The organism is Pseudomonas sp. 1L-C-7-B-C1 (genome assembly GCF_057291635.1).
This window is the reverse complement of record NZ_JBXAWH010000002.1, coordinates 1-24,038: the sequence shown is the minus strand read 5'-3', so window position 1 is coordinate 24,038 and position 24,038 is coordinate 1. Positions and strand designations below refer to the sequence as shown.

Below are 24,038 nucleotides of genomic sequence, written 5' to 3'. Positions count from 1 at the left end.
CTTTTCACACGACATGCCCATACTGCCTCCGTCTCTTCAGTTGAAAACGGAGCACGTTATGACCCTGCAATTCAATGTCCGGGATTTCGGCGCTGTGGGTGACGGACATACGTCTGATACCGCAGCCATTCAAGCCGCCATCGATGCTGCGGCGAAAGCCGGCGGCGGCGATGTGTATATTCCCGCGGGCACCTGGACCCTGACCCCGGGCGGAAAGCCTGCCGACGGCGCACTGATGCTCAAAAGCAATGTGTTCATCAAGGGCGAGGGCATGGGCGCCACGGTGCTCAAGCTGGCAGACGGTACCGATCAGGCGGTCACCGGCCTCATCCGCTCGGCGAGCGGCGAGGCGACCCACGATTTCGGCGTCAGCAATCTCACCCTCGACGGCAACCGGGATTCGACCACGGGCAAGGTGGATGGCTGGTACAACGGGTTTCTGCCAGGCCAGCCGGGTCAGGACAGCAACGTCACGCTCTCCGGCGTCGAGATCCGCGACTGCTCCGGCTACGGGTTCGATCCCCACGAGCGCACGGCCAACATGCTCATCGAAAACAGCGTGTCCCATGGCAACGGGCTCGACGGGTTCGTTGCCGACTACCTGATCGACAGCACCTTTCGCAACAACCTGGCGTACGACAATGACCGCCACGGTTTCAACGTTGTCACGACCACCCACGACCTGGCGCTGCTGAACAACGTCTCCCACGACAATGGCGGCGGCGGCATCGTCGTCCAGCGCGGCAGCGAAAACATCCCCTCGCCGCATCACATCACCATCGAGGGTGGCGAGGTGTACGGCAATGCGGCGGAAGGGGTGTTGGTGAAACTGTCCAACGGCGTCGATATCAGCGGCGTGGACATCCACCACAACGGCACCTCCGGCGTGCGTGTCTATGGCAGCACGGACGTTGAAGTGCGCGGCAATCTGATTCACGAGAACGCGCAGAAAGCCGGCATCCCTGAAGTGCTGATCCAGCCATTCGACGATCGCGGCGGCGTCTCCGGGAAGCTTCATCCGGCGGACCACAACACCTTCGCGGACAACATCATCACCGGCGGCGACAAAAGCACCTTCGGCGTGGCCGAGGAGAGCGGCCAGTCAGGCAGCAACTCCGTTTACGGCAACACTTTCGCTCATCTGCAGCAGGGTGCCGTATCGCTGCAAGGCGCGGGTGACCACGTCGGGACCAACCCGATGCTGAACGCCATTGACGGCGGGAATGGCAGCGATGTCCTCGTCGGAACGGCCAAGGCCGACTCGCTCAACGGCAAGGACGGAGCAGACACATTGAACGGTGGGTCGGGGGCGGATCTGCTCTGGGGCGGCGCCGGCCATGACCGCTTGCTCGGCGGCAGCGGCAACGACACCCTGATCGGCGGCGCCGATGCCGACGTGCTGTTCGGCGGCGCAGGTTCTGATCTGTTTCTGTTTACCTCGGTGTCCGACAGCTACAGAACGGCCACCGCCGGCCATGCAGACCGCATCGGCGACTTCGATGCCGCCCACGACACCATCGACGTCTCGGGCCTCGGCTTCACCGGATTCGGCGACGGCCATGACGGCACCTTGAAGTTCACCACCAACGCCGAGCACACCCGGGTCTACCTGAAAGACCTTGATCCTGATGTCCAAGGGCATCGCTTCGAACTGGTGCTGGACGGTGATTTCAAAGGCGGTCTCCCTTCAAAAGCCATGGCATTTGCCGACGCCCCAGCGTTGCTGGCCAACACATTAACGGCAGCGGATGCCGTGTCAGTAGAGCTGGTAGGCGTGGCTCAGGATCATCCGGAGATGGGGCTGGTTTGACGTAACGTCAGGACCGTCCTTGCCCCTGCGCGAGCACGGGCGGTGAACCGAGGGTTGCACGCGCCGTGGGGCAATACTCACGGCGCGATGCCGTTCAATTCTGGCACCCAATTTCCGCGCCAACCTTTGCATCCTCAAGACCTTCCCGCTAAAGTCGGCCTCCGGGCGTCTGCTGCGCCTGCGGTCCGCGCGAAGGGGTTCCCCAAGGCAAGCGTTTCCCCAATCATTCATTCCAGCTCCCGGCTTGTCGGCGGACCGAGCCCTGTAAGGAGTTGGCATGCCTGCCATTAATGCGTCCCGTCAACACGGTCTGCTCGACCTGCCTGCGCTGCGTAAGCAGGCAAAACGTCTGCTTAAATCACTTAAAACCGGCGAAGCCGATGACGCCCGGGCGCAACTGCGCGCAATGGGCCTGCCCGGACCCGACTACCGGCTCGCCGACACCCACTGGCTGGTGGCCCGCGAGGCGGGTTTCGCCAGTTGGCCCAAATTGATCGCCCATGCCGACGCTGTCGCATTTGCCGCCCGCCATCCGGATTTCGCGGCGACGGGGGAAGCACAGGTTCAGCACTGGCGCTGCGGCAACGACATCGAGCGCAGCCTGCGCGTTGTCGGCTTCGCAGGCTCGTTCCAGATGTTCGACGACCCGATGGTCATGGGACCGGTTCCCGCGCTGCCCGACGATGAGTATTGGGCGATACGTGCCGCGTTTGCCGAGCAGGCGTTTGGACTGTCACCCCGTGACGTTCAGCAACGCCAGGCGATTCAGCGTGAGGCATTGGCACGCCTGAATGCCGACAGTGAACTGGTCCTGTGGTGCGAGGCCGATGCGTACGATCAGCTGTTTCTGGTGCGTCTGCTGGCGAGTCTGCCCAGCATGCCGCGCAGGCTGGAACTGATCGAAATCAACCGCGTGCCGGGTGTCGAGCGGTTCATTGGCATCGGGCAACTGGACCCGGACGTGCTCGCCTGGCTCTGGCCCCAGCGGCGCGCCATCGGTGAAGACGCTCTGGCACTGGCCCGGCAGGTATGGGCCGCCTACACCGCAGCGGACCCGACGCGCTGGGCCGAGCTCGCGGCACAGCACCATTCGGCGCTGCCGCTGCTTGGTCCCGCGTTGGCGAGACAACTGCAAGAACTGCCCGGCGCAGAGGATGGTTTGGGCCTGACTCAGCGACTGACCCTGCGCATCCTCGCGGAGAAAGGCGAGATACCGGCCGGCAAGGTCTTCGGCCATTTGATGCTGACCTATGAGCCGCTGCCGTATCTGGGCGACATGATGTTCAACGCACTGCTCAGGCCTCTCATCGAGGCGCCCCAGCCGCTGATTCACGAACAGCCGGGCAGTGAATGGCCCAGACGCCTTGTCCGGTTGACCGCGCTGGGTGAGCGCGTGGTGCGCGGCGAGTTGAACTGGCTTGAGCTCGGGCCGGCGGAGCGCTGGGTCGGTGGGGTGCAGATTGTTGCCGATCGCTCGCCTTGGGTAGTCAGTGCTAAAGGCCGGGTGTGGCGTCGCTGACTAAGCCGGAGATATCAGCGACTTCTCCATGATGATCGTCCGCTCCTCGCCGTGGTATTCATCCCGAACGGTCGAGTAGCCCAGTGAACGGTAGAAGCCCTCTGCCGTGATGGAAGAGGGCACGCGCAACCGACGGAAGCCGTGGATGGAGGCGGCTGACTCAACCGCCGCCATCAACGCCCGCCCGGCGCCCTGGCCCTGGTGTGTCGGCGCGACGAATACGCTTCGGACCGTGGCCTGATCGAGGCTCGCCGTAGCAATGATCTCTTCGCCGAGGGTCGCCACGTACACCTGCCGCTGCGCTATGAAACCCAGGATCGCGGGTGGGGAAAAACTCAGCTCAACCTGCGCGATGACGGCTGCTGAATAGTCCCGGCTGTTGGACTTGCGCAGCGCCGCCACAATGACCTCGCTGATCCCGGTGGCGTCCTTGTCCGTTGCCTTGCGGATCAGGTAGTTCACGTATTTTTACTCCTGTAAAACTGAAAAACCTTGACGATCCCTGCTGTCTGGCGCGTGCACTGTGCTTCACTGGGCAAATCCTTGACAGCGGCCGTGGCCGCGCAATTTTTCTTCAGTCCACCCGGAAAATCTTGAGTCTGGGTAGTTTTGCCGAATTTTTCTTGACTGCATACATTCGTGTTCTGTGCCTTCAGCGCCCGACCACGCCCGTATCCCTAAGAATCCTGCTCGCATCCCGCGCCGGGGGCAGCCCGAATACCCGGGCGTAATCGCGACTGAATTGCGTGGCGCTCTCGTAGCCGACCTCAAGCGCAGCCGCCATGACGCTCCTGGCATTGGCGACCATCAGCGTTCTGGCCTGCAACAGGCGAACCCGCTTCTGGTACTGCAAGGGGCTCAAGTGGGTGACGGCCTTGAAATGGCGATGAAACGCCGAGACGCTCATTGAGGCGTGTTCAGCCAGCCGCTCCACGCCCAAGGGCTCGGCGAAGTCACGGCGAATCCACTGGATGGCCATGTTGACCCGCGCCATCGCGCTGTCCGGCGCGGCGATTTCGCGCAACATCCAGCCAAGCGGGCCCTGGAGGACGCGGAAGATGATTTCCCGTTCATAGACCGGGGCGAGGGCGGCGATCGCTTCCGGGTCGCCCATCAAGCGCAGCATTCGCACCCAGGCGTCCATCAAGTCACCCGTCATTGACGCCACTGAAAACCCGGCGTGGGGTTCGGGGCGGCTGGCAGGTTTGGGCAGATCGGCAAACAGCGTGGACAACACCGCCGGGTCCAGCGTCAGGCTGACCGCCAGATACGGCTCGCCCGTAACGGCCGGATGCACTGAACCCACCGCTGGCAGATCGATGGACATGACGAAGTAGGTGGCGGGGTCGTACCTGAGCGTCCGGTCGGCCACGGTCATGCTTTTGCTGCCCTGCAGAATCACGTTGATCATCGGGTCATACACCGCCGCCAGCAGATGCTCGGGGATTTTGCCCTGCACCATGGCCACCCGCGGGATGCCCGTTTCGGTGCGACGGTTTTCAGCACCGGCCGCAAGGGATCTGAGTTCATTCAATTGTTTTTCCATGGGCAGCATGCTGAGGGCTGAGCGTCATGCCGCGCAAGGGAAAAGCAGAAACGGGCAGGTTCCGAGCAGGAACGGACACGTCCTCGGACGCTGTGATGGGTACTGTGGAGTCACGTTTGAATCACAGAGGAACACGACATGGGCGTTATCGTTATCACAGGCGGCAGCCGCGGGATTGGTGCAAGTGCAGCCGAACACGCGGCGAAACGGGGTATGGGTGTCATCCTGACGTACAACGCCAACCCTCAGGCAGCGGCGTCGGTCGTCGAGCGTATTGCACAGGCCGGAGGCAAAGCCGTTGCGCTGAAGCTCGACGTGTCTGACGTCGGCAGCTTCGCGGCGTTTCGCGAATCCGTGGTCGGGGCCCTTCGGGAAACCTGGGCGACCGCCACGTTGAGTGGCCTGGTCAACAACGCTGGCTATGGCCTGTTCAACCCCTTGGCGACGGTCAGCGAAGCGCAGTTCGACGGGCTGTTCAATGTGCACCTCAAAGGCCCGTTTTTCCTCACTCAGGCGCTACTGCCGTTACTGGCCGAAAACGCCAGCATAGTCAATCTCACCAGCGCCACGACACGAGTGGCCACTGCAGGCGTTGCACCCTACGCCGCGTTCAAGGGCGGGCTTGAAGTGTTGACCCGCTACATGGCCAAGGAATTTGGCGACAGGAGGATACGCGCCAATGCCGTATCACCGGGCGCGATTCGCACTGAACTGGGCGGCGGCCTCAACGATGAGTTCGAAGCAATGCTGGCCGCCCAGACAGCGCTTGGCAGAGTGGGCGAGCCGGAGGATGTTGCGCGCGTCATTGCCATGTTGCTGTCGGAGGAGGGCGGCTGGATCAATGCCCAGACCCTTGAAGTTGCAGGCGGTTATAACATCTGACCACGGGAGGGTTTTCAGAATGCTGGATCATATTTTTCTGTCAGTGAGCGACATCCCACGTTCCATCCGCTTTTACGACGCAGCGTTGAGCAAGCTGGGCATTACGGCGCGGCTGGATTACGACGGCAAGGACGGCCCGCCGGGTCATCCTGACCTCAAGGGGTTCGGCGCGAATGGCCGGGTGTTTTTCTGGCTGCGTGAGGGGGTGGTCGAAGGACGTGCTGTCCACGTCGGGTTTGTCGCCAGCAGCCAGGCTGAAGTGGACGCCGCCTACGCCGCCGCCATGGATCAAGGAGCGGTCGACAAGGGCGCGCCGGGCGCACGCTTGCACTACGACCCCGATTACTACGCCGCCAATGTGCTTGATCCGGATGGCTACAGTCTCGAATTCGTCTACAAAAAATGGCAGCACGCGCGATGAGCACACTTCTGATCTACGGCGCCACGGGCTACACCGGGCGCATGGCGGCGGAGCGCGCGCGATCTCAGGGGCTGCAGTTTGAGATCGCCGGGCGCAATCGTCAGCGCCTCGAAACGCTGGCTGCCCGGCTGGGCGTGCCTTATCGAGTGTTCGATGCCGACGGGGATGCCGCCGCTTCGCTGTCGGGGATCTCGGTGCTGCTCAACTTCGCGGGGCCCTTTGCGCACACAGCCGAGCCTTTGATGCGCGCCTGCATCCACGCCGGCGTGGACTATCTGGACATCACCGCAGAGATCAATGTGTACCGGCTGGCTGAGCGGTTGGGCGGTGAAGCCGCTGCACAGGACGTCATGCTATTGCCGGGCGTCGGGTGGGATGTCGTTCCGACCGACGCGCTGGCGGTGCATGTCGCCCGCCGCGTTGTCCAGCCGCGTTCACTGCGCATCGCGCTGCAAGTCCCGGGGTCAATGTCTCGGGGGTCAGCGATGAGCGTCAGCGAAATCATCGGCGCCGGTGTGATGGCGAGGGTGGACGGTGAGCTGGTCGCAACGCCTGAGGCTCAGTCCCGTGCATTTGATTTTGGTCAGGGCCCGTTGCTCTGTGTGCCATTGTCCTTCGGGGACCTGGTCACTGCGTGGCATGCGACCGCCATTCCCGACATCACGATGTTTGTGCACCTCTCGGGCGAAGCGTTTCCGGAGGGCGACCTCTCACGGCTTCCCGACGGCCCCGACGCTGCAGCGCGTGCTGCCCATCGAGCCCGTGCGGCGGTTGAGATCACCGGAGCAGATGGCTCGGTGGCACGGTCGATCATTGAAACCGTGAACGGCTATACCTACACCCCGCTGGCCGCAGTTGAAGCCGCACGTCGGGTATTGGGCGGTGAGCGACGGCCAGGTTTTGCGGCCCCGTCGCAGGTGTTCGGCGGCGGGTTTGCACAGAGCATCGAGGGCACGGTCATCACCGATCTTCCCGGCGTCTAGCGACGGGTCAGGAGGCTGCGTTCGGCGTGGTGATCTGGCCTGCTGCGGCGGAAGGCGGCCTGAACCGCGCGGCATCCCGTGCCGGGGGCAGGCCGAACAGCCGCGCGTATTCGCGACTGAATTGCGAGGCGCTCTCATAGCCGACCCTGTAGGCAATGGAGGTGGCGTCCAGCGTATCGAACAGCAGCAACCAGCGAGCCCGCAACAAGCGCAGGCGTTTCTGATACTGGAGGGGTGTCATGGCCGTGACCGACTTGAAATGCCGATAGAAGGCGGCAACGCTCATTTCGGCCATCAGCGCCAGGGGCTCGACGCGCAATGGCTCGGTGTAGTGCTCGCCAATCCACTGAGTGACGCGGCGGATCTGGGTCATCCGGCCATCCGGCCGCGCCATGTCACGGAGGACACCCCCCAGGGGCCCCTGCAGCGCACGGTACAGAATCTCGCGCTCGATCATGGGCGCCAGAACCGGAGCCTCATTGGGACGGTCGACCAGCCTCAGCATTCGCACCCAGGCGTCCAGCATTTCATCGGGGGCTCGCACCGCCTGGAAGCACACATTTTGCGCAGCCGCGGGCGTGGTGTTCACGTCCATCAGCAGCGTTGCAATCACCTCGAGATCCAGTGCCAGGCTGACCGCGAGATAGGGTTGATCGGCCGCTTCGGGGTGGATCTGCCCCGTGGCGGGTACATCAACCGGAACCAGAAAATAACGGCCAGCGGTGTACCGAAGAACCTCTTCGCCTATCGACAGGGTTTTCGTGCCCTGGAGCACCAGGTGCAGCATCGGCTGATAGACCTGGTCCGGGCAGGCCTCGTCGCAGACCATGGCCACGCGGGGCAGGCCGGTGTCCGTCCATGTGTTCCTGGCGCTCGTCACAATGCGGCGCAGTTCTGCGATTGGAGTTTCCATACCCCCACCGTGAGCTACACCGCAGTGCTTGGCAAGCCAAGTGAGAAGATCAGGCAAGGATGTACGAACAATCGGCAAACGCCGATCCGCAGGTTGGCCGAATACTGGCGCCACGCAGCTCGTTCAAGGCCCGGCAATCACGACCGGTGCTCACGACGGACAGTAACGAAGCTCAATCACACCTCATTTCAAAAGGTCACGGTATGAAACTCAACGGAAAAATCGCGGTAGTCACGGGTGCCTCGAAAGGTATCGGCGCCGGTATCGCTAAGGCGCTGGCTGCCCAGGGCGCCACCGTCATTGTCAACTACGCCTCCAGCAAGGCCGACGCCGAGGCTGTGGTCACTCATATCACTACCCACGGCGGCTCAGCCATTGCCGTGCAAGCGGACATGAGCCAGGGGACTGACGTCGCGCGTCTGTTTAACACGGTCCGCGAGCACTACGGGACGCTGGATGTCCTGGTGAATAACGCAGGGGTGGCGGTGTTCCAGATGATTGATGACCTCACCGAAGAAGCCTTCCACACGCAATTCAACCTGAATGTGCTGGGCTACCTGCTCGCGGTGCGAGAGGCGGTCAAGCTGATGGGGCCTGGGGCAAGTATCATCAATATCAGCTCGATCCTGAGTACAGACCCCTACCTGGCCTCCAGTGTCTACTCGGCCACCAAGGGTGCCGTCGACACCTTGAGCTTCGCGCTGGCCAGGGAGCTGGGGCCGCGCGGTATCCGGGTCAACTCGATCCTGCCGGGCCACACCAATACGCCCGCAACGGCCGGGCATTTTGCGGGCGAGTTAGGAGAGAGAATACTGGCGGGTACGCCCCTGGGACGCTTCGGCGAGCCAGAGGACATTGCCCCTCTGGCTGTGTTCCTGGCTTCCGGTGAATCTCATTGGGTCACGGGCGAATCCATCAGGGCGTCCGGCGGGGTTCGTGGCGTCGGGTATTAACCCTCCGGGTTGAGGTCTGAAGCGCACGGTTCACGTGCGCTCAGTCCGTCGTTACGCCGCCGACAGATGCTCGTAAAGAATCGTCGCGCCAACCAGCATCAGCACAATGCCGCCGATAATTTCAGCGCGCTTGCCCACCACCGTCCCCAGCACGCGGCCCAGCATCACGCCAATCGTGACCATCACCGTCGTGGCGACACCAATGGCGGCGGCAGCCACCAGGATATTCACGTTGACGAAGGCCAGGCCAACGCCCACGGCCAGCGCATCGATGCTGGTGGCGAACGCGGTCACGGCCAAGATCAGGAAGGAATGCTGGTTGGGCTTTTCTTCTTCGGCCTCTTCGTGCTTGAGGCCGTTGTAGATCATGTGCACGCCGAGGACCACCAGCAGGGTGAAGGCGATCCAGTGATCCCAGTTCTGGACGTAGGACGTGGCGGCCTGGCCGATCAGCCAGCCGATCAGGGGCGTGATGCCTTCGATGACGCCAAAGATAAGACCGGTGCGCAGCGCTTCGATAAAACGAGGCTTATGGAGGCTCGCGCCTTTACCGATGGCCGCTGCGAAAGCGTCCGTGGACATGGCCAGAGCAAGAAGGATGAGGGAAATCGGGTTCACGGCTATGTTCCAGTCGGGCTGTGAGTCAACGACGCTACCACACGCCCGACTCTAGGCATGGATGCATCGTTGGTCTCGCCAACCCGAAGGTGTTCGTGCCACGGCAGGCCGCCGAGAATGTTGACACGAACGCTCTGGGACAATGAGTCCAGAGCAGGCTACTCCCCAACAAGGGCCGCCACTATAGCGCTTGAATGTAAAAGAAATGTCGTCGCGTATGATTTTGCTTGGGCCGGGCAGGGGGCGGAGCTGTGCACCGCCATCTACAGGACAAATCGTTACGGGCCGAAGCGGCACGCTTGAGCACGCAATGTGATTGCGGCTAAACCGCTTCCGACGTCGCGATACAGCCCAGGATTCTCAGGTACAGGCTCACGGTCGTACCGGCGCCGGGCGCAGTGTCGATGCGCGCATCGCCGCCAGATTTGATCGCAAAATCCCTGGCTTGGGCCAACCCCAGCCCCGTTCCTTCGCCAACCGCCTTGGTCGTAAAGAAGGGCTCGAACACCTGGTGCGCGACCTCGGCAGTCATGCCGGGGCCGTTGTCCCGGACACTGACGACCAGATAGTCGCCCTGCTGGAGCGACAGATCATCTTCCACGTGCACCCATCGGGTCGACACATGGACCTGACCGGTACCCTTCAGCGCATCGCGCGCATTGGTAAGCAGGTTCATGACCACGGCGTGGAGTTGGGCCTCCATGCACAGCACACCCCAACCCCATTCGGCGAAATCGAAGCTGAGATCGATGCGTTCGCTCATCGAGTGGCGCATCAGCGACTGCGCCGCGTGAAGGCGTGCGGTCACGTCGATACAGATGAGTTCAGGCCCGTCACCGCGTACGCTGGACATCAAATAACTGATGAGCTGCCGGCCTTGCTCTACGGCTTGCAGACCGGTCTCGGCGAAACGCTCGACGTCGATCGGCCGGCGGGAACGCAGGCGGGTCATTTGAAAGGCAGCGCTGACGCTCTGCAGCAGGTTGTTGAAGTCATGGGCAATGCTTGCGGTGAGCATGCCCAGCGATGAAATGCAGCGCGAGTTCTGCAGCAGCGGGGTCACTTCGCTGGGGTTCTGCTCGGCTTGCTTGAACTGTTCCTCAAACTGCGCGAGCTGCCGTGCGCGCTGCTTGCCCAGCAACCGGGCTTCCAGCAAGGCAGCGGCTTGCCGGGCCAAGGCCTGCAACGCAAGGGATTGACGTTCGCTCAGCTGCCGGGTCTGGGTATCGATCACGCAGACAGTGCCGAGGGCGACACCGCTTTCCGTAACGATAGGGGCGCCTGCGTAGAAACGAATGTAGGGCGGGCCGAGCACCAGCGCGCTGGAAGCGAAGCGAGGGTCCAGGGCGGCGTCTTCAACCACCAGCACCTGCGCGGGGTCGAGAATCGCATGGCCGCAGAAGGCCAGATCCCGATGGGTCTCCTGCACGCCGAGGCCGATGCAGGCCTTGAACCACTGGCGATCTCGATCCACCAGGGACACCAGCGCAATGGGCGCGTCGCACAGGGTGGTGGCCAGTAGAACGATGTCGTCGAATGCCTTCTCGCTGCCGGAGTCCAGCACATCCAGGTGCTCGAGGGACAGGGCGCGCTCTTCCTCGTTGAAAGGAAAGGGGGCGGGATGATGGGACATTGATAATCTGCGTGGAGAAAAAAAGGGATCGCGCATCATGCGCTGTGACCCGTCGCCCCGCAAGAGCACCGGCCTGTCGGTGGTCGGGGCGCTGTCGGGAGCCGTCAGCCACGCGTGGGTTGATCCCAAGCACTATCGCCGTGTGCAGAGGGGGCAAAACGCAACATCATACGGACAAACCCACCCATTCGAGGTGAGAAACCTGCTGTTGGTCCGATAAGCACCGCTTGGGGCGCTTGATGTTCAAGCGTCGGAAAATCAAGGCGATAACGGTATACATCCCTTCAGATTACCCCCGCCATGATCCTCAGAAAACTGAACCTCGCCCCACGTTCTGCCCTGTGCTTCGGTTTCTTTTGCGCGATGATCATCGCAATCGGGTTGCTCGCCCTGCGCCAGGCCGATCTTCTCAATTCAGCAGAGAAGTACGTGGAGACCAACGTCCTGCCCAGCGTCAAATTGCTCGGTCAACTGGATCGAGAGTTTGTGAGCATCAGGGGTAACAACGCTCGTTTGCGCAACCCCCTCGAACCCCAGGATCGCAAAGCCAAGGCCCTCGGCGATATTCAGCAGTCGCGGCAATTGATCGCTACCCACTTGAAATCACTGGGCGCCCTGATCGTGACCACCAAGGGCCGAGAGGCGTACCAGACCTTTGAAGAAGCTCAACGTGGCTATACCGCCGCGCAGGATCAGTATCTGGCATCCATTGCGGCCGGGCAGCTTGATGCCGCCGTGGCCCTCTCCAATAACCAAATGAGAGACGCCGCCCAGGCAGTGGAACAGTCGATAGCCCGTTTGATTGAGGTCAACGATGGTAAAGCCTTGAAAGCCGGCGCTGACGCCGACGCTGCTTATCAGCAAACCCTGCTGATTGTGGGCCTTTTCATCGCCGTTGCCGTGGCGACGTCGTTGCTGCTCGCGCTGATGTACACCCGCAGTCTTACCCGACCCATCGGCGAGTCGCTGGAAATTGCCGAGCGTATTGCGGCAAATGATTTGAGCAAGGACATCAAATCCGATGGTACCGACGAAGCGGCCCGGCTGATCAAGGCGTTGGCGGTCATGCAGGGAAACCTGCGCCAGGCGCTGAGCCTGATTGGTGACTCCTCCACGCAGCTCGCGGCGACCTGTGAAGAAATGCATGCCGTGACAGAGGGTGCTTCGCGGACCATCCAGCGCCAGAGCCACGAGATTGAAATGGCCGCCACCGCGGTGACCGAAATGAGCGCGGCGGTGGAGGAGGTTGCCAGCAACGCGACCTCTACGTCCGAGCTGACCGCCCAGTCGAGCTCTGCGGCGAACGCCGGACGCACGCAAGTTGAAGAGACCGTGTCGGCGATCAACGTGATGGTCGCCAATGTGCAGGCCAGCTCCGCCGAGGTGAGATCTTTGGCCGTCATGGCCACCGACATCAGCAAGGTACTGGATGTGATTCGAGCCATCGCCGAGCAGACCAATTTGCTCGCACTCAACGCAGCCATCGAAGCGGCCCGGGCAGGAGAGGCGGGTCGCGGTTTCGCGGTCGTGGCGGATGAAGTCAGAGCCTTGGCCCATCGCACTCAGCAATCGACCCAGGAGATCGAGAAAATGGTGGGCTCGATCCAGACGGGCACCAGCGGTGCGGTGTCCTCGATGAACCAGACCAGTGTGCAGGCCAATAAAACCCTGGAAATGGCCAGCGGGGCGGGTGCAGTGCTGGCGGCAATCACCGCCTCGTTGAACCAGATCAACGAGCGCAATCTCATGATTGCCACGGCATCGGAAGAGCAGGCGCAGGTGGCCCGTGAAGTGGATCGAAATCTGGTGAGCATTCGTGATCTTTCCAGCGAAACCTCCGTAGGGGCAAGCCAGACGGCGCTTGCCACGGCGGAGCTCACCAAACTCGCTTCCGGATTAAACCGGTTGACCAGGCAGTTCCAGATCTAAGCGGCGATTGCGGATCTTCCTGCGGGCGCTCTGGACCGAACAACGGTTTTCTAAAGCTCTGCGGCCACCGATTCGATCATGCTCCGCAACCATTCCTGAGCGGGATTCCCATTGCCACGACGATGCCAGATGAGATGAAAGGTGATCTCCGGCAGTGCTACCGGCGGCGGGAACAGGATCAGTTTTCCTCCCGTTGGCGAGCTGAGGGCAATGCGCTTCAGGACGGTGGCGGTCATGCGGGAGGACGCGACGATCGCCGGCACTGCAAACATCTGTGGCAGCGTCAGTGCCAAGGTGCGCTGTTTGCCCAACTGAGCCAGCGCCTGATCCACCAAGCCGTGTCGTTCACCCTCGGGCGAAACCAGTACATGGGGCAGCGAGAGGTAAGTGTCCATGTCCATGCCGCTCCGGGCTGCCGGATGGCCGTGGGCGATGAGGGTGACGAACACGTCACGCAGAATCGGTCGCGTGAAAATGCGACCGTCTTGATGGCTGGGCAATACGCCAATTGCCGCATCAATCACTCCCGCGTCCAGCATGTCCACGGCATGGTCGCGGTCATTGACTGCGTGAACGTTGATCGACAGGTGTGGCGCGTGTTCGCTCAAGGTCTCCAGCAGCGTGGGGAGCAGCACGAAGGCGGGATAGTCCGACAAGCCAAGGTTCATTGTGAGTACGGCATCGGCCGGGACAAAGTCAGGCATTTTCAACAGCGCGGCTTTTATCTGGCTCAGCGCCTCGGCGACGGGTTGGGCCAACTCACGGGCACGGGGCGTTGGAAGGAGGCCGTCAGGGCTGCGCAAAAAAAGCGGATCGCCCAACAGCTTGCGCAAGCGCGAAAGCGCTGCGCTCATGGCCGGCTGGCTCACGCCGACCTGGGTGGCGGCGCGCGTGACGTTGCGCTCGTCCATCAGGGCATTGAATGCGGCAAGCAGGTTCAGATCGATGCCATGAAAATCCATAAATCAAATAAACCTATATACGAGCCATTTGTTATACGGATGGTAGCCCTGCGCTCACACTCTCGCCACACCCCACGACGAGAGCAACCCTATGTCCACCGCAGAACTTGCCACCCGCCTTCAAACCGAACGCCAGGCCGTTGAGACCCTCTACCGCGCGTTCAGCGAGAACAATCCCGACCTCGTCGACAGCGTGCTGGCTGCCGACTGGGATGACATCCCCTTGGCACCCGGGCAAGGCCCAGGCCCCGAGGGCATCAAACCGATCATCCGCAGCCTCGCCGACGCGTTTCCGGATGTGCGCATCGTCATCCACAACATGGTTCAGGCCCCTGGTCAGGTCGCCGTACGGGCTGAGATAACCGGCACCCACCTCGGCGAATTATTTGGCATCGCCGCCACCGGCAAACAGGTGAGCTTCCGTTTGCATGAGTTTCACGCACTGGAGAACGGGCGGGTGGTGACCACGTGGCACATGGAGGACTGGTTCGGTCTGTTCCTGCAACTCGGTCAATTCCCTCAAGCCTGAAGACCACGAGAAAGCCATCATGAAATCAGCCTCAATTTCTGTATTCGGCGGCCCTGAGGTCGTCACGTTGCACAACCACGAACTGAACAAGCCAGGCGCGGACGACGTCCTCGTGCGGGTCGAGGCGGCGAGCGTCAATCCGTTGGATCTGAAGATCATCGCCGGGTACATGCAGCCGGTCTTTCCCGTTGAGCTGCCATACATCCCGGGCACCGATTTCAGCGGCATCGTCAGCAGCGTCGGTGAGCGGGTGACGCAGCTGAAACCCGGTGATCGCGTGTTCGGCCGCAGCACGCCCACTGCGGGAGGCGCCTTTGCCCGGCAGCTGATAATTGCCGCCACCGAGCTGTGTCTGATCCCGGCTTCCATGAGTTTCGAGCAGGCGGCGGCGTTGCCGACGTCGTTCGGCACCGCGCAGCAGGCGTTGTTTGAGGTGGGGCAATTAAAGCCCGGTCAACGCGTCTTGATACATGGGGGAGCGGGCGGTGTGGGCAGCATGGCGGTGCAGCTGGCGCATCTGGCGGGCGCGTATGTCATCGCCACGGCTTCGGCGCGCAACATCGAGCGGGTGAAAAGCCTGGGCGCGGACGAGGCGATCGATTACCGCACCGAGGATTTCACCACCCTGCGTGACATCGACCTGGTGCTCGACACGGTCGGCGGCCCGACACTGGAAAGCTCCTGGTCGGTACTCGGCAAGGGTGGACGGATTGCGACCCTCGTGGAGTTCGACATCGAATCCCGCGAAGACCATGCCGGCGAAGCCGTGTTCTTTGCCAGCGCCACGCCGTATCTCCAGGAGGCGGTGCGGCAGTTCAGTGCAGGGCAACTGCAGGTTGTGACCGACTCGATTTTCACCCTGGACGAGACCCGCGCCGCACTGGAGAAAGTCGCCACCGGGCATGCCTCCGGTAAGGTCATTATCCGTACGGCCCATTGATTCAGTGGCGTCATCCATGTCACGACACGCCGATGGCTCGTAGATTTGATGTTCGCGGGCACGCGCAGCCAAAGCATGGGGTCATGAAATCGAAGGCTGTAGACGGGAGTGGCGGCTGGATGGTTGCAGGTACACCGATGCGGATCTTGAAGTCCTATAACGAGTGGGGTGATGCGGGTCACCGGCTCTAAGCGTTGAACGAGGGGAACGCGCATGAGCCGTTCCCCTCGTCGCACCCCGCCTGTTAGCCGAGGGCAGCCTCGCTGGCCATGCCCACCAGGGTCACTTCCTCCGCTTGCGCAAAGATCATGTCGGTAGTGCCCAGGTCCTGGGTCCAGTCGCCGGTGAGGGCGATCTCGAACCGATGGCCCTGAGCGTCCGGTTCCACATCCTTGAGGTAGGTGCGGTCCAGGTCGTGGTTATAGACCAGCTTCAGCGTATCCCCGGTACCGTCACCGAAACCCGTATAGCCCAACGCCGACACGTCGATTTTGTCGTTGTTGTTGGCGAACCGGACAATGAGGTCCACAAAACTCTGGCTGTCCGTGCGGTAGCTGTCCGTGGCCGCCGTGTAGCGGAACACGTCAGCGTCATTGATGCCGTTACGGCCATAGACCGAGAGGTTCGGGTCGTCGCCACCGCTCAACTGGTCGGCACCCGCGCCCCCGATGATCACATCCGAGCCTCTGCCGCCGTCGATACGGTCGTTACCGGCCAGGCCATAGATGACTTCCGACATTGCGCTCCCCGTGATCACATCCTTGCCGGCCGTTCCTTCGACGGTGGGGGCGGTGAACACCAGGTTGTTGCTGTTCAATTGCCCCGTCAGATTGCCTTCGAATGCCAGTTCAAAACGCTGCCCGTCAACGTCGGCATCGAAGCTTTTCAGATAGGTGCGGGTGCCGTCAGCATTGGCCTGGATCGCCAGCGTGCCGTTGTGGCCGTCGCCAAGGCCGGTGAAACCCAGTGAAATCAGGTCTACACGGTCCTGGGAGGCGTCGAAGTCCAGAATCCGGTCGCTGCCGGTTTCAGTCGCGGTACGGTAGCTGTCGCTGATCTGGGTGAAGCGGAAAATGTCCGAGCCGAGTCCGCCTGCCAACACGTCACGGCCACCCGCGCCTTGCAATACATCGTCACCGGCCAGGCCACGGATGATCTCGGCCGTATCGTTGCCAATGAGGTAATTGGCTTCACTGGAACCATCGACATGGTACTGGCCGTCCTGGCTGCCGAAAGTGGTGTCCAGGCTGCCATCGGCGTTCAGGCGGGTGATCACGTCGCCAGCGATGAGGATTTTGCCATCGGGCTGAACGATCGCCGAGTGGGCATAGTTCTTCTCGCCTTGAGGCACCTGAATCGTGAGTTTGCCGTCCTCGCTAAAGGAGGTATCGAAGGAACCATCGGCATTCAGCCGCAGTACGTTGAAGGCGGTGTTGTCAGAACTCTCGCCGGCAATGATGATCTTGCCATCGGCTTGCACGGTTATCGCAGCGCGGTAGTCCAGCCCCAGCGCGGCATCGAAGTACACCACGCCGTCCACCCCAAACGCGGTATCCAGGTTGCCATCTGCGGCAAGTCGCTGAACGGCATAAACCGGATCGCCCGGGTCGTGGGGCCCGTCGGAGCCCACGTACAGCCAGCTGCCGAGCAATACGCTGCCGTCGGGCTGCACAACCGTGGCGATATTGCCGGTGCCGTAATGCCCGGTCGGGTTAAGAACGAGTGTGCCGTCGACACCGAAGTTTTCCGCCGGCGCACCGCTGCTGTCCAGCTTGAACACAACGGCTTGCGAGGTGCCGCGGAGGCTGACGTATATCGAGCCGTCTGCTGTGGCGTAAATCGCCATGCCATCGGTGCTGATCGGTACATCAAGGGCAGCGGCGCCGCCTTTGCCGAACGTGGTGTCCAGGGTGCCATCGAGGTTGAAGCGTTCGACTTTCAAGCCGCCAAGCCCAGGCTGCGCAGACAGGACTTTACCGTTGGCCTGCACGGCCATGACGTAGTAAGCCTCGTCTTCCGGATCCAGGCTGGCAGGCACGAGGGCGATCCCGTCCTGGCCGAAACTGTTGTCCAGGCTGCCGTCACTGTTGAGGCGCACCGCCGTAAAGCTGCCGCGTGTGCCATAGCTTTCATCGCCCGGCGAGCCCGGATAACCAATGGCGGTCTGGAAGCTTTCGCCGCCGACGATGATCTTGCCGTTAGGCTGGAGAACGATGCTCCAGGTTTGATCGTCCCCGGTGGAGGGATCCACCTGCACGGTGCCCGGACCGGTGCGTACGGTGTAATCGATGGTGGGCTTGCTGTCGGTTGAAGCCATGACATTTTCCTTTTGACATGGAGGATGAAGGGTTTGAAGGCATGACACCCTGGGGTGTTGACCGTGACGGCATCCATAAATGCCAACGATTTTCCCGTCGGCAGAAAGCCGTCAAGGCTGTGCCAGAGGGATCGCTCGACAGACGTGCATTGCGCTGGTCGAACGTCTGGCGGGCCTGACGCGATGTGACGTCAACCCTGTTCACATTGCTTAAATATTGCTGTGACACAGTTTCACGTCGCTTGATCAAGCATCCGACAGAATCAGCTATGCAGCCTTAAACTCGGGGCGGTTGGCGGGTTCTGTAAAAAGGACTCATGAAATGAACGTCACGGTCTCACGCTCAGGATATGCAGGACTCAATCAGACTGCTCGCCGCCGGCCAGCACTCGCGCAATGACGGTGCTGATCACCGGGGTGGCGGGGTTTATCGGCTTTCACATGGCCAGAAGGTTGTGCAGCCAGGGCGTTCAAGTGGTCGGCATCGACAACCTGAACGATTACTACAGCGTTGACCTCAAGCGTGCCCGACTGGCGCAGCTTGAACACTTCCCCTCCTTTCAGTTTCAGCCCATCGACATCGTCGACCCACACGCGTTGCTCGGGCTGTTCAGCGCGTCCGGCTTCAGTGAGGTCATTCATCTGGCGGCCCAGGCCGGTGTCCGTTATTCGATCGATAACCCGAGCGTGTACGCCGATGCCAACCTGGTCGGGTTTCTCAACGTCCTGGAAGCCTGTCGGGCGTACCCCGTGAATCACCTCATTTATGCGTCGAGCAGCTCGGTCTATGGCGCCAACACCAAGATGCCGTTCGCCGTGGAAGACGCCGTTGAACAGCCCGTTTCCCTGTACGCCGCGACCAAGCGCGCCAACGAGCTCATGGCCTACAGCTATTCGCATCTGTACCGGATTCCGGCGACGGGGCTGCGGTTTTTTACCGTGTATGGGCCATGGGGGCGGCCGGACATGGCGCTGTTCAAATTCACCCAAGCGATCCTCAACGGCGAGCCCATCGATATCTACAACGACGGCGAGATGGCGCGGGATTTCACCTACGTAGACGACATCATCGAGTCGATGACCCGGCTCCTGCCGCGGCCTCCGCCGCTCATGGACGGGGTCGCGCCGTGTCAGCTGTTCAACATCGGGCGAGGCGCGCCGGAGAAGCTGCTCGACTTCGTCCACTGCCTGGAGTCGGCGCTGGGGATTCAGGCCAGGCGCAACTACCTGCCGCTTCAGCCGGGCGACGTGCTGCAAACCTGGGCGGATGTCTCCGGCCTGGCGAAATGGATCGACTTCAGCCCGCAGGTGGGGCTGGAGCAGGGCGTGGCTGAATTCGTGCGCTGGTATGGCGATTTCTACCCGGGCACACAAGCGAAACAGGCCAGTCAGTCAAAACAAGAGAAGCGGTGGGCGTGATGAGTGAATCGGTGTTTGTGTCGGTGTTGATCCCGGCGAAGAATGAAGCGCAAAACCTGCCTTCATTGCTCAATGAAATACGCACCGCGCTGGCCGGTGAGCGATACGAGGTGTTGGTGGTCGACGACGGCAGCACCGACGACACGTTGCGGGTTCTGCAGCAGATCAAGGCTTCAGGTTTTGAGCCCCTGCGAATCCTGCACCACGGGGTGTCCCTCGGGCAGAGCACCTCGATATGGCATGCCGCCCGCGCTGCCCGCGGTGAATGGCTGGCGACGCTGGACGGCGACGGCCAGAACGACCCTGCGGACCTGCCCGGCATGCTGGCGCTGGTGCGCAATGCCGGGTCGGGCAACGATCAGAACCCGGGCCAGCCGGTGACATTGGTCGCAGGGCACCGCGTCAACCGGCGAGACACCGCGAGCAAGCGCTGGGCGTCCCGCTTCGCCAATGCCTTGCGCAGCCGCATGCTCAAAGACGCCACGCCCGATACCGGTTGCGGGTTGAAACTGATCCAGCGAGCGGCGTTTCTGCAACTGCCTTACTTCGACCACATGCACCGCTTCATTCCCGCGTTGATCCAGCGCCATCACGGCCGAATGATCGTCCATCCGGTCCACCACCGTCATCGCCAGGCGGGCGTTTCCAATTACGGCAATCTGGACCGCGCGCTTGTCGGCATTCTCGACCTGTTCGGCGTCTGGTGGCTGGTGCGCCGCACCCGACTCAATGCGCAGCCCGAGGAGATGAACGGATGAATTTCACGCGCGAAGCGCTTTGGCTCACGGTCGGGTTTCTCGGTCAGGCGGTCTTTACCGGCCGCTTCGTCTTGCAGTGGCTGTACAGCGAAATCAAAAAACGCAGCGTGATTCCGGTGGGTTTCTGGTACCTGAGCATGGTGGGCAGCGCGTTGCTGCTGGCCTATGCGATCTACCGCGAAGACCCGGTATTCATCATCGGCCAGTCATTTGGCTTCGTGGTTTATCTGCGCAACCTGCAACTCATTGCCAAACACAAAGACCTGAAGGAATAGCCCGTGGGACGTTTTCAATCTCCCGCGTTGCAGTGCCTGGCGCTGGTTGCGCTTGCGCTGATTCTGGTCGGCGCCGGCTTTGGCATCCGGCAGCCGCTCAATGTAGACGAAGAACGTTTCCTGGGCGTCGCCCTGGAGATGCTGCACAGCGGCAGTTGGCTGATTCCCCATCGGGCCGGTGAAATCTACGGCGACAAGCCGCCGTTGTTCATGTGGACGGTGGCGTTTTTCACCTGGCTGACCGGCTCGCCGTCGCTGGCACTCTTCATCCCGGGCCTGCTCTCGGCAGCGACCGCTACGGCGGTGTTGTACGACCTGGGCCGGCGCCTGTGGTGTCGCCGGGTGGGCCGCATTGCCGCGCTGCTGTTTCTGGCGACTTACCAGACCTACAGCATCCTGCGTACCGGCCAGATCGACAGCTTCCTCTGTCTATGGGTCGCGCTTGGTTTATACGGCATGGTCCGGCATCTGTTGCTGGGCCCGGCGTGGGGCTGGTTCTACCTTGGGTGTCTGGCCATGGGCCTGGGCATCATCAGCAAGGGGGTGGGTTTTCTGCCGGCATTGATGCTGGTGCCCTACGCCTATGCCGTGCGCAAGGGATGGCCGGGCGTGGCCGTTATGCCGGGGCAGGGGAGACGCTGGGCGGCCGGCTTTCTGGTGGTGCTGGCGGGCTGCGCGGTCTGGGTTGTCCCGCTGCTCGCCACCGTCTGGCTCAAGGGTGGCCCTGACGAAGTGGCGTACCTGAAGGAAATCCTGTTTCACCAGACCGGTGGCCGCTACGCGTCGGCCTGGGATCACCGCGAACCGTTCTGGTATTTCCTGACCGTCGTTCCCCAGTACTGGCTGCCGCTGGTGCTGGCGCTTCCGTGGCTGGTACCCGCCTGGCGCCGCCAGCTGCGAAAGCACGACGCGCGGATCTTGCTGTTGCTGGGCTGGGTGGTCCTGGTGGTGCTGTTTTTCTGCCTGAGCACCGGCAAGCGCAAGATCTATATCTTCCCTGCGCTGCCCGGCCTGGTGCTGGCCGCGGCGCCTTTGATTCCTTGGCTGCTTCGACACTGGTTCAACAGTCGTCCGAAGGCCCGCGCCGTGTTTGGCGTGGCGGTGGTGGCGTGGTTTTGCCTGTGGTTCGGCCGTGGCTTCGTCGAGCCGTTCACCGACGGCCCCAATCCCCACAAGCTGCTGATGGGGGAAGCGGCTCGGCTGACTGACGGCGCCGAACTGGTGCTGGTCGGCTGGCGGGAAGGGCATTGGCTGTTCGCCCGTCAGCCGGTGGTGCATTTCGGGTTCGCCGATCAATCGGCCGCCGAACACGCGGCGCTCTGGCTGCGCACCCATCCTTCTTCCTTTGCCCTGGTGCCCGCCGCCGAGCTTGAGCGGTGCTTCGTGGTGGACAAGGCTCGCCGGTTGGGCTCGACGTCCAGGGCCGAATGGTTGATTGTCGGGGCCGATGCGGACAATGGTCGCTGCCAGCCGCCGGCGCCTGTGCGCGTTTATCGCTTCTCATGGGGTTCCGACGCGCTCTAGGCCCGTTTCGCGCACGGGCCTTTCGTTAGAAGCGGCAGCTCGGCGTCTCTACGGATCATTCACCTTCGTTCAAAACACCCTTTGAGATCCTTAATCAAACCCGGCCCGGTCGGCACCCAGCCCAACCGTTCGCGGGTTTTGCTGCTATGGCTCGCCATGTCTCGCCCGACAAAGCTCGACAGCCAGCCGAACCTAGCCATCGCCTCGTCCGCCGGCACCGACACAACGGGCAGGCCAAGGCCTTCGCCCAGGGCTTGGGAGATGAGGCGGAAGGGGATGTGGGTTTCGGCGGTTGCGTGATAGCGAGCGCCGGGTTGGTGTTTTTCCAGCGCGAGCCGGTACAGCCGAGCAGTGTCTGAAATGTGCGCTGCGGACCAGTGATTCAGGCCTTCATCGACGTACGCCGAGTTGCCTGTCTGCCGCGCGTGTCTGATGAGTTCAGTGACCAGGCCCTGTTTGACCGTATCGTGGATTTGCGCAAGGCGCACCACCACCACGTTGACGCCGCGTTGCAACAGCGCCTCTCCAGCCAGTTCCGAGGCTGCCCGGGGATTGGGATGCTCGGGGTTGAAGTGATCTTCATCGGCAGGCTCACCCGGTGCCGGCGAGCCCATCGGCGTGGCGGAAGTGACCAACAGCGGGCGCTGCGAACCGGCCAGCGCCTCGCCCAGTACGGCGATGGCCCGGGCGTCTTTCTGGCAGTTGTCGACGAAGTGGGCGAAGTCGTGATCGAACGCGGTGTGAATGACCGCATCACACTGTTCGGCGCCGCGTCTGAGGCTGGCGAGGTCTTCAAGGGTGCCGTGATGAGGCTCGGCACCGATGGCCCGTAATGCGTCGGCGCCCGCCTGGGAACGGGTCATGCCCAGCACTAGATGACCCGCGGCAAGTAACTCCCGGGCAACGTGGTAACCGATAAAACCTGTGGAGCCGGTAAGAAATACGCGCATTGCTGAAAACTCCTTTTGCTGAAGCTGGCAGGATGCGCGTAACGTTTATCCGCTTAAAAGACGTGACGTTATCAGGGTATAAAAACCAACAGGATCACCATGGCCAACCCGTCTGCTCATCTGCTGGGCGCGTACTTGAAGGATTGCCGGGCGCGTCTGGACCCGGCGAGTTTGGGCTTTTCCAGCGCTCGCCGACGGACACCGGGTTTGCGCCGGGAAGAAGTCGCGCAGCGCGCCAATATCAGCGCGACCTGGTACACGTGGCTGGAGCAGGGGCGCGGCGGTGCACCCTCGGCGCAGGTATTGCACCGGATTGCGGAAAGTCTGTTGATGACCGAACCCGAACGCGAGCACCTGTTCATGCTCGCTTTCGGGCATCCGCCGGAGGTGGTCTACAGCGCGCCCGTCGGGGTGACGCCCCGTCTGCAACGTGTCCTCGACACCCTCGCGTTCAGCCCGGCGTTTATCAAGACGGCGACGTGGGACGTGCTGGCCTGGAACGCCGCAGCGGCGGCGGTCTTCACCGATTACAGCCTGCTGCCGGTGGGGCAACGCAACATCTTGCGCCTGATGTTCTGCAACCCGCGCGCCCAGGCCCGGCAGGCTGACTGGAACGTGGTCGCGCGTTTCATCGTTGCGGCGTTTCGGGCGGACGCGACCCGTGCCGGTGCCGCTTCCGAGGTCACCCGGTTGGCCGAAGAACTGTGCACCCTGAGCGTGGAATTCGCTGCGTTATGGCGTGACAACGACGTGCGGCTTCAGGGCGAAGGCACCAAGCGCCTGCGCCACGATCCCCACGGCATCATCGAACTGGAATACTCGAACTTCGCGGTGGACGGACGCCTGGACCTCTCGATGATCGTCTATAACCCGGTCACTGCCGCCGATGCAGATCGTGTGCGGGCGGTGATCGAAGACGCTTCCCGGCTGAAGCCGGCGCTGTCTGTGGGACCGGCTTCAGCCGGGAAGGCGTCGGAAGTCACACTGCGAAATTGAGGGCGTACGCACTGGCCTTGCAGTGGTCTAATTTCCCCGGACACCTCGATAAGTGGAAAATACATCTATCGAGGAGTTCTACATGACCAGAAAACGCAACAGGTTTGATGACAGCTACAAACTGGAAGTCGTAAAGATGGTCAGGGATCAGGGGCTGACCG

General features: G+C 62.1%; 21 protein-coding genes, 2 pseudogenes and 1 riboswitch. Of the genes and pseudogenes, 15 read left to right on the top strand and 8 right to left on the bottom strand.

The features are described from left to right. Window positions 1-58: 58 nt before the first annotated feature. Window positions 59-1,576: pseudogene (locus tag AC0Z8Z_RS03280) on the top strand (right-handed parallel beta-helix repeat-containing protein); the annotation flags it as partial. A gap of 511 nt (window positions 1,577-2,087) precedes the next feature. After that, complete coding sequence (locus tag AC0Z8Z_RS03275) at window positions 2,088-3,329, top strand: DUF1835 domain-containing protein (protein WP_485617862.1); 1,242 nt, start codon at window positions 2,088-2,090, stop codon at window positions 3,327-3,329. On the opposite strand, the gene AC0Z8Z_RS03270 is transcribed toward AC0Z8Z_RS03275, so the two are convergent. Together AC0Z8Z_RS03270 and AC0Z8Z_RS03265 are read right to left on the bottom strand one after the other, a co-directional pair. Then, on the bottom strand, window positions 3,330-3,791 hold the full coding sequence (locus AC0Z8Z_RS03270; RefSeq protein WP_485617860.1) for a GNAT family N-acetyltransferase: 462 nt from the start codon (window positions 3,789-3,791) through the stop codon (window positions 3,330-3,332). Window positions 3,792-3,981: 190 nt separating this feature from the next. After that, complete coding sequence (locus tag AC0Z8Z_RS03265; protein WP_485617859.1) at window positions 3,982-4,875, bottom strand: AraC family transcriptional regulator; 894 nt, start codon at window positions 4,873-4,875, stop codon at window positions 3,982-3,984. 138 nt (window positions 4,876-5,013) lie between these two features. On the opposite strand from AC0Z8Z_RS03265, the gene AC0Z8Z_RS03260 reads away from it, so the two are divergent. From AC0Z8Z_RS03260 to AC0Z8Z_RS03250, 3 genes are read left to right on the top strand one after another with little or no spacing between them, the layout of a single operon-like run. Next, the gene (locus AC0Z8Z_RS03260) at window positions 5,014-5,757 is read left to right on the top strand and encodes an SDR family NAD(P)-dependent oxidoreductase (RefSeq protein WP_485617858.1); all 744 of its coding nucleotides are present in this window, start codon (window positions 5,014-5,016) and stop codon (window positions 5,755-5,757) included. 19 nt (window positions 5,758-5,776) lie between these two features. After that, on the top strand, window positions 5,777-6,178 hold the full coding sequence (locus tag AC0Z8Z_RS03255; RefSeq protein ID WP_485617857.1) for a VOC family protein: 402 nt from the start codon (window positions 5,777-5,779) through the stop codon (window positions 6,176-6,178). Further along, a complete protein-coding gene (locus AC0Z8Z_RS03250) occupies window positions 6,175-7,161 on the top strand; it encodes a saccharopine dehydrogenase family protein (RefSeq protein ID WP_485617856.1) in 987 nt (328 codons plus the stop codon). The genes AC0Z8Z_RS03255 and AC0Z8Z_RS03250 overlap by 4 nt, the downstream gene beginning before the upstream one ends. Before the next feature lie 7 nt (window positions 7,162-7,168). On the opposite strand, the gene AC0Z8Z_RS03245 is transcribed toward AC0Z8Z_RS03250, so the two are convergent. Continuing rightward, complete coding sequence (locus AC0Z8Z_RS03245) at window positions 7,169-8,074, bottom strand: AraC family transcriptional regulator (protein WP_485617855.1); 906 nt, start codon at window positions 8,072-8,074, stop codon at window positions 7,169-7,171. Between the two features lie 203 nt (window positions 8,075-8,277). Between AC0Z8Z_RS03245 and AC0Z8Z_RS03240 the strand changes: the two genes are divergently transcribed. Beyond that, on the top strand, window positions 8,278-9,027 hold the full coding sequence (locus tag AC0Z8Z_RS03240) for a glucose 1-dehydrogenase (RefSeq protein ID WP_485618254.1): 750 nt from the start codon (window positions 8,278-8,280) through the stop codon (window positions 9,025-9,027). Between the two features lie 51 nt (window positions 9,028-9,078). Here the strand turns inward: AC0Z8Z_RS03240 and mntP are convergent, their stop codons facing one another. Together mntP and AC0Z8Z_RS03230 are read right to left on the bottom strand one after the other, a co-directional pair. Further along, window positions 9,079-9,645, bottom strand: a complete 567-nt coding sequence (mntP, locus tag AC0Z8Z_RS03235) for a manganese efflux pump MntP (protein ID WP_485617854.1) — start codon at window positions 9,643-9,645, stop codon at window positions 9,079-9,081. A 12-nt stretch (window positions 9,646-9,657) separates the two neighbouring features. After that, window positions 9,658-9,819: riboswitch (yybP-ykoY riboswitch) on the bottom strand. A gap of 148 nt (window positions 9,820-9,967) precedes the next feature. After that, window positions 9,968-11,278 carry an ATP-binding protein gene (locus tag AC0Z8Z_RS03230; protein ID WP_485617852.1) on the bottom strand — a complete coding sequence of 437 codons (1,311 nt, stop codon included), beginning with the start codon at window positions 11,276-11,278 and terminating at the stop codon, window positions 9,968-9,970. Window positions 11,279-11,578: 300 nt separating this feature from the next. On the opposite strand from AC0Z8Z_RS03230, the pseudogene AC0Z8Z_RS03225 reads away from it, so the two are divergent. Both AC0Z8Z_RS03225 and AC0Z8Z_RS03220 read left to right on the top strand, forming a co-directional pair. Beyond that, window positions 11,579-12,352 (top strand): annotated as a pseudogene (locus AC0Z8Z_RS03225) (MCP four helix bundle domain-containing protein); the annotation flags it as partial. Continuing rightward, a complete protein-coding gene (locus tag AC0Z8Z_RS03220; RefSeq protein WP_485618253.1) occupies window positions 12,344-13,207 on the top strand; it encodes a methyl-accepting chemotaxis protein in 864 nt (287 codons plus the stop codon). The pseudogene AC0Z8Z_RS03225 and the gene AC0Z8Z_RS03220, both read left to right, overlap by 9 nt. Before the next feature lie 50 nt (window positions 13,208-13,257). Here the strand turns inward: AC0Z8Z_RS03220 and AC0Z8Z_RS03215 are convergent, their stop codons facing one another. Further along, entirely contained in the window at window positions 13,258-14,169 is a 912-nt protein-coding gene (locus AC0Z8Z_RS03215) for a LysR family transcriptional regulator (protein WP_485617851.1), read from the bottom strand. Window positions 14,170-14,260: 91 nt separating this feature from the next. On the opposite strand from AC0Z8Z_RS03215, the gene AC0Z8Z_RS03210 reads away from it, so the two are divergent. Together AC0Z8Z_RS03210 and AC0Z8Z_RS03205 are read left to right on the top strand one after the other, a co-directional pair. Next, on the top strand, window positions 14,261-14,698 hold the full coding sequence (locus AC0Z8Z_RS03210) for an ester cyclase (protein WP_485617850.1): 438 nt from the start codon (window positions 14,261-14,263) through the stop codon (window positions 14,696-14,698). Between the two features lie 19 nt (window positions 14,699-14,717). After that, on the top strand, window positions 14,718-15,638 hold the full coding sequence (locus tag AC0Z8Z_RS03205) for an NADP-dependent oxidoreductase (RefSeq protein WP_485617848.1): 921 nt from the start codon (window positions 14,718-14,720) through the stop codon (window positions 15,636-15,638). 244 nt (window positions 15,639-15,882) lie between these two features. Here AC0Z8Z_RS03205 and AC0Z8Z_RS03200 read toward each other — a convergent pair whose 3' ends face one another. Continuing rightward, entirely contained in the window at window positions 15,883-17,955 is a 2,073-nt protein-coding gene (locus tag AC0Z8Z_RS03200; RefSeq protein ID WP_485617847.1) for a calcium-binding protein, read from the bottom strand. Window positions 17,956-18,351: 396 nt separating this feature from the next. On the opposite strand from AC0Z8Z_RS03200, the gene AC0Z8Z_RS03195 reads away from it, so the two are divergent. The 4 genes from AC0Z8Z_RS03195 to AC0Z8Z_RS03180 are packed head-to-tail and all read left to right on the top strand — an operon-like array spanning window position 18,352 to window position 21,931. Beyond that, window positions 18,352-19,374, top strand: a complete 1,023-nt coding sequence (locus tag AC0Z8Z_RS03195; RefSeq protein WP_485617845.1) for an NAD-dependent epimerase/dehydratase family protein — start codon at window positions 18,352-18,354, stop codon at window positions 19,372-19,374. Then, window positions 19,374-20,132, top strand: a complete 759-nt coding sequence (locus tag AC0Z8Z_RS03190) for a glycosyltransferase family 2 protein (RefSeq protein WP_485617843.1) — start codon at window positions 19,374-19,376, stop codon at window positions 20,130-20,132. The genes AC0Z8Z_RS03195 and AC0Z8Z_RS03190 overlap by 1 nt, the downstream gene beginning before the upstream one ends. Then, window positions 20,129-20,407, top strand: a complete 279-nt coding sequence (locus AC0Z8Z_RS03185; RefSeq protein ID WP_122534684.1) for a lipid-A-disaccharide synthase N-terminal domain-containing protein — start codon at window positions 20,129-20,131, stop codon at window positions 20,405-20,407. The genes AC0Z8Z_RS03190 and AC0Z8Z_RS03185 overlap by 4 nt, the downstream gene beginning before the upstream one ends. 3 nt (window positions 20,408-20,410) lie before the next feature. Further along, window positions 20,411-21,931 carry an ArnT family glycosyltransferase gene (locus AC0Z8Z_RS03180; protein ID WP_485617842.1) on the top strand — a complete coding sequence of 507 codons (1,521 nt, stop codon included), beginning with the start codon at window positions 20,411-20,413 and terminating at the stop codon, window positions 21,929-21,931. 59 nt (window positions 21,932-21,990) lie between these two features. On the opposite strand, the gene AC0Z8Z_RS03175 is transcribed toward AC0Z8Z_RS03180, so the two are convergent. After that, entirely contained in the window at window positions 21,991-22,881 is an 891-nt protein-coding gene (locus AC0Z8Z_RS03175; RefSeq protein WP_485617841.1) for an SDR family oxidoreductase, read from the bottom strand. 99 nt (window positions 22,882-22,980) lie between these two features. Between AC0Z8Z_RS03175 and AC0Z8Z_RS03170 the strand changes: the two genes are divergently transcribed. Then, window positions 22,981-23,877: a helix-turn-helix transcriptional regulator gene (locus tag AC0Z8Z_RS03170; protein WP_485617839.1), complete on the top strand. Its 897-nt coding sequence runs from the start codon at window positions 22,981-22,983 to the stop codon at window positions 23,875-23,877. The last annotated feature ends 161 nt before the right edge of the window (window positions 23,878-24,038 follow it).